Origin of the sequence: Ancylomarina sp., from assembly GCF_041555295.1 — a bacterium.
Lineage (GTDB): Bacteria > Bacteroidota > Bacteroidia > Bacteroidales > Marinifilaceae > Ancylomarina.
The window spans coordinates 1-5,852 of record NZ_JBFFKR010000214.1 but is presented as its reverse complement, the minus strand read 5'-3'; the positions used below and the strand labels follow the sequence as shown (position 1 = coordinate 5,852).

5 protein-coding genes are annotated in these 5,852 nt (G+C 36.5%); all 5 read right to left on the bottom strand.

Going from position 1 to position 5,852, the window contains the following annotated elements:
- Nucleotides 1-351: 351 nt before the first annotated feature.
- Nucleotides 352-1,302: a hypothetical protein gene (locus tag ABY905_RS13090; protein WP_372644594.1), complete on the bottom strand. Its 951-nt coding sequence runs from the start codon at nt 1,300-1,302 to the stop codon at nt 352-354.
- Nucleotides 1,303-1,505: 203 nt separating this feature from the next.
- A complete protein-coding gene (locus ABY905_RS13085) occupies nt 1,506-2,612 on the bottom strand; it encodes a PA14 domain-containing protein (RefSeq protein WP_372644592.1) in 1,107 nt (368 codons plus the stop codon).
- A 72-nt stretch (nt 2,613-2,684) separates the two neighbouring features.
- Entirely contained in the window at nt 2,685-3,047 is a 363-nt protein-coding gene (locus ABY905_RS13080) for a lectin-like protein (protein WP_372644590.1), read from the bottom strand.
- Nucleotides 2,989-3,432, bottom strand: coding sequence for a hypothetical protein (locus ABY905_RS13075; RefSeq protein ID WP_372644588.1), 444 nt, complete (start codon nt 3,430-3,432; stop codon nt 2,989-2,991). Before ABY905_RS13075 ends, ABY905_RS13080 begins: the two co-directional genes overlap by 59 nt.
- 536 nt (nt 3,433-3,968) lie before the next feature.
- Nucleotides 3,969-5,852, bottom strand: a 1,884-nt coding sequence (locus tag ABY905_RS13070) for a hypothetical protein (protein WP_372644586.1), incomplete at its 5' end; no start/stop codon positions are given.

Below are 5,852 nucleotides of genomic sequence, written 5' to 3'. Positions count from 1 at the left end.
TCAATCCTAAAAAGGCAAACCATAAAGAAAAACCGACTTTCGAGATTGAGAACCTAAAGGAATTGATGGCGATTTTCTAAACCCTGACGGCGGTTAAAAAACCCGTCAGTGGTTAAAAAATAATGATCGGAGCTAACAATGGTAGAAAAACTTCGTCATATAAAACCTCCATCGGAGATAAAAAAACACCGATGGGGCAAAAAAACCACCAAGGAGGCACACGCACCTCTATTTGAGTGGATCATATCCAATCCTATAAAGGCAAATCACAAAGAAAAGTAACCTTCGAGATTGCCAACTTGAAGGAATTGATCAAAATATTTTAATTACTAGAAAGAAATCTTTTCTCAACTACTCATGAAAGATTCCAACAGGAATAGGATTAGATGAAAATGTAATAACTACAGCATTAGAATTCGCTGTACAACCATTCCCTTTTTGTACTTGCCTAAAAAAAGAAATTGTTGCAGTAACTAAACCAGGATCGTAAGTTTGCTGTGTTGCCCCAGAAATTATTGTCCAGGTTCCCGTATTAGGATCAGTGCTATTAACTGAAGAAAACCATTGATAGGTATTTTCTGAACTTGGCAGTGATTCTGTAATTGTCAAAGCATTATTTCCATCGCAAACAGTCTGATCACTTGCTATAGCCCCAGGATCAACTCCACCTCCACAAATGATCTCTTGAAAATACTCTTCAACCTCCTCACCTTCTATATCTTCAATAAATCCATAATTACAGGTTGAATTCTCATGTTCAGTGGTTGCATCGCAATCAAATACAGGAATTGCACCACCTGAAGAAGATGTTGGAGGAGATCCCGTTATATTACCACCTATATAAACTTGAGCAGGGAATTGATCACTCGTAAAGCTTCCTTGACCCGAAGAACCTGAGAAATTTACATTTCCTGTTATAATGATTGTTCCTCCCGCAGCAATATCAACTTTATTTCCAACATCCAAAGAGCCTAAGACAATAAGAACCCCTCCAGCATCAACACTCAAGTCGCCATTAGATCCAAATCCTAAATCACCATTAATAACCAATGTATCACGGATGCTTAGTAATCCTTTATTAAAAAATAAATTATTGGAAGTTGTGACCTCTCCTTCTACAGCAACAGTTGAAGCTTGATTGTAATTAAGCCCAGGAGAATTTCCTCCAGTCCAGGAAATACCATCCTCCCAATTACCCGTATAATTATCATTGGAAAGATAGGCTTGTGCCCATACTGATGATGGGGAAGAGAAAAGCAATATCAAAAAAATGGAAAACAATGCAATATAAATTCGTCTCATATCATCTGAATTTTAATCAATTACCTACGTAATATAATTAGAAAAAATGACAGATATAAATATTTGCACTTTAAAATATCAATTTAACAAAGACAAACACTTATTAAATACATTAAAGATGATTCGAAAAATAAAACCTAAACAATAGTCATATGAGCAACTATTTTTTTTATCAAAGGGAAATGGTCAATTAGATCTAAGATTTATTCATGGAAAATTCCCACAGGATCTGGTTTGGGATTAATCAAGACTGTCGGACTATTCAATAGATCTAATGCACAAGCTCCTTTTGATGCATTTACTGTAATAGAATTATTTCCCACAGGCAAATCTGCAGCTAATACCATAATATTCAAATCAGAACCTGTACCATTAACTGAAGTTCCAATTTGTGACGTACCTAAATATAAAGAATAAGAGACGCCAAGTTCACTATTTTGAATTGTGGCATTGGCATCTTCATCATCACATTTCGTGTCTACAGTAACTCCTAAACTATTATCGGGAGCACCGATCACTTGTACATTTATATTACAGAAACTACTATTCCCATTCACATCAGTAACAGTTAATGTTACTGCATTATCACCACTATCATTGCAATCAAAGGCTGTTTGACTAACAACCCTTGTAGCTATCCCACAAGCATCCGTATAACCTGGGTCAATATCATCAGCATCAATTGTCGCAGCCCCTGATACACTCAAATCCAAAACTAAGTCAGTGCATGTTCCACCACCACTATCTTTTACATATTCACGAGCTAAGCCTGGTCCCTGCCACTCCAATTTAATAACAGCGCCTCCTCCATTTTCGTAAAATTCCAGTTTAATTGGTGTAGCCTGACCTGCGATTAAATTTACGGTTGCTGTATTAACTGTAGGACCATGATCCGTCCAATTATTTATAATCCTAGTACCATCAACACACAAACGAACGCCATCGTCAGAGGTCGTATAAAATGTATAGGTTCCTGTTTGAGGAGCTTTTACATTTCCTTGGAAACGAATAGAAAAATTATCTATTCCTACAAGAGTAGATTCCGGAGCTCCTGATCCCCAGTTGTAATTTAACTCACTAACATTTAACGTTTCCATCAATGTATTAAAATCCCTTCCATTGTAATACTCAGCCTTAAGACTAGCAATTTCAGGTGCTGTATTATCCGAAACTATCACATCGAAACTATGAGTTGCCGTATTTCCGGAATTATCAGTCGCTAAGAATGTATTGGTTGTGGTTCCAACTGGAAATACCGCCCCCGTAGGCAAACCAGCTGTTTGCGTAATAATTACAGGCTGAAACTCCACAACATACCTTCTATTATTCGTCCCTCTCAAATCGTTCCACCTACCGTTAGAATACATAACAGTATAATCCTCTCATCCTGAATTATTAGGTTCTCCGCTATTCCAATTCTCATAGCCATTACTCTCACCTGTTACCCAAACAAAATCACCTTCGCTTGCAGCATCGTTATAGCCGATCCAAACTTCACCAACCCGTGCATTAATCCAATCATTTTCAGATTGAGTATTAATCGCAACCAGATGTCCACCCACATTCAACGAATTTTGTGTGGCAGTCGTTACATTAACAGAACTATTTGAGTAATAATAGGTATGTCCATTTAAAGTCCCTAAATAAGAATAGCCAGAAATGCTATTCGTTCTTGAAGTACAGTTATCACTTGCAATAGGGTAGGCATACGAAAACGATTGCTCCACAAGCATTATTCGATGCATTTTCAGCAATGTTTGATTGTGGATTTTGAAACACGGGAGCTTCGGTTTCATTAAGAATAAAAATATTATCTTTCCTTGCTAATAATGAAGAATGATTCCCACCATTATTAACTAAATAAACTCGAAGAGAATATACCCCAATTTGAAGACCTGTAAAAGTAACAGAAGTGTTTCTAGATGTAATTGAATTCAAAGGAGTAGATCCTGAAGACAAATCAAATCGAAACTTATCATTATTACCAGATCCACTACTCATGGTGGCCTGAATACTACCCGTATCTACCCAACAAACTGGAGCTGGTGTGGGCACTGTTAAAGTTTGACCATACAAGAATACAGTCTGAAATATAAATAAAACAATAAGTAAGAGGCGTCGTAAATTCATAGATCAAGTATTAAATCTTTAAGCAAGTACCTAAAAATAATAAATTAATCTATTCAATTACTCCCCAGAGCTTATCATGTATTTCTTATGAAAACTAAGTTTGAAGATTATTCGAAGAAGATTCCTATGGGTCTCTGCTTGGGATTTACAATAACCGTCATTGGCACCCGATCCGGACTTATCATGTTGAAGATTTTTTTTTCAGCATCATAATATTTCTGGGAGCCAACTGGATTTAGAAACCAAATTGCTTTTCCAATTAACTCATTCTCCCAAATTCACCCTTAGATCAACAGCTCCGTTTAATCCTTATCCTTTTTTTTAACTTAGAATTCATTCCTATTCCATATCAAGACTGGAACAAGACTGAAACAAGTCCGGAACAAAGCTGGATGAACCCAGTGTTGATACGGAGCAGGTACAGAGAAGATAAGAACTAAATTTGCATAAATTTACTTTATAAAGTAAAAAAACAATTATTACGCGCACTCATAAGTACTAACTCAGTTATAAATCAATGAGTTTAGTTAGCTTAATTAGTCGAAAAAGATGCCAATTGGTTTTGGAGAAGTATTAATAGTAACTTCTTGAATTGAACTACCCCCACAATCTCCATCAATAGCATATGTTACAACATAAGTACCACTAGTGGATGCACTCAAATCAATTACACCAGTTGTACTATCAATAGATAAACCATCTGTTGATGTAAAAATTCCTCCTGACGTAGTAATGATAGGTGTAAGATCTAATTCATTTGAACAATAAGCAGGTTCAGTATAACTAAAACTCATATCAGAAATATTTTCTAATTTTAAAGTCACAAATCCCAAATCTAATGGACATTCATGATTACCCCAACGCACGTAAACATCATAATCTCCAGCATCTAGACTTGAAAAAATATACGATCCCGCATCATCTACAGAATTTTCATACGTTCCACTAGAGCCATTTATACTAAATTGAATGTTTGTCCTATTTAAATGATCAGGAAAACTAAATGTAATACTACCACTATCTAAATTAGGACAAGATGGATTGGAAGAAGTAACTGTCGTTGCAGCAGGAGTAGATAAATTAGTAATACTTACTACATCAGTTGACGAACAAGATGTATGCACATCCGTTGCAGTTACTTCATATTTAACTGTAGAATTAAAATCAGGATCTCCCATTGCAACAAAAGAATAATCTTTAGTCGATGCCAATATGTCTGTCTCACCCTGTATACGCCATTCATAGGAAAAAGAACCGCTCGCTGGGCTAACTGTCGGAGACAATTCAACTAACTCTCCTTGACAAACTCTTTGATTTGAGCCTGCGATAACAGAAACTGAAGGGTTTACACTTACGATTACTTGAAGACGACTACTGCTTACACAGCCTGTTGTCGCATTTATTCCCTCGGCATAATAAGCTACACTCGATAAAGCATCTGTGCTGTTTAATACGATACCTCCTGTTACCTCACTATACCAATCAACAGCATCACTACCACTGGTTGCAACTAAGTCTGCAATAGTTCCACTTCCACAGAATGATCGACTTGCATCCCCAGTTGGAACTGTTGGTAAATCATTAACTGCTACAGTTACCTCTAAACGACTTGAACTTACACAGCCTGAACTTACATCTCTAGATTCAGCATAATATGTTCCTGTTGATAAAACATCAATATTATTTAAGGCCGTACCATTTGCAGATACAGCATACCAATCAATAGCATTACTACCACTACTGACAACCAAATCAGCTACTGTTTCACCTGCACAATAAGACTGACTAGCTAGCCCTGTTGGTTTTACAGGCAAAGAACTAATTGACACATTTATTTCTGTACTTGTAACCGAACAAGCATTCTCATCTGTCACTATTACTTTAACAACATCGCCATCAGTGAATGTATTTGAGGATAATTGACTGCCAACAATACTATATTGAGCATCACTTACAAGCGGGCTTCCATTCAAGTGGAATTCATAAGTATACGCTCCGAAACCACTATTGGCATTGGCCGTTACAATTACATCCTCTCCCATACAAGCAGGGCTTTTGTTTACAGATAATGAAACACTTGCTTTATAAACAATAAAAGACATATTACTAGCAACAGAATTCACATTCCCACACATATCTGCAATACCCGAAGCTTCTATACTAAGGTTTGATGAACCAACATTAGATATCGGACGATCTAAAATAAAGATATAAGCAGCGCTCCCCTCACCTCCGGAATCACAATTCGATGAAGTAATATCTGTGACACTATACGAAAAACCACCAATTGTTAAACTAACCTCATTTATATCAAGACTATTACAAGGTAGTATTTCTGTAAAGTCTACTTTCAATTCATTCGTGCCATAACACGCCTGCACAACACCATCCAATTCGGGTGGAATATCATCATAAATAAT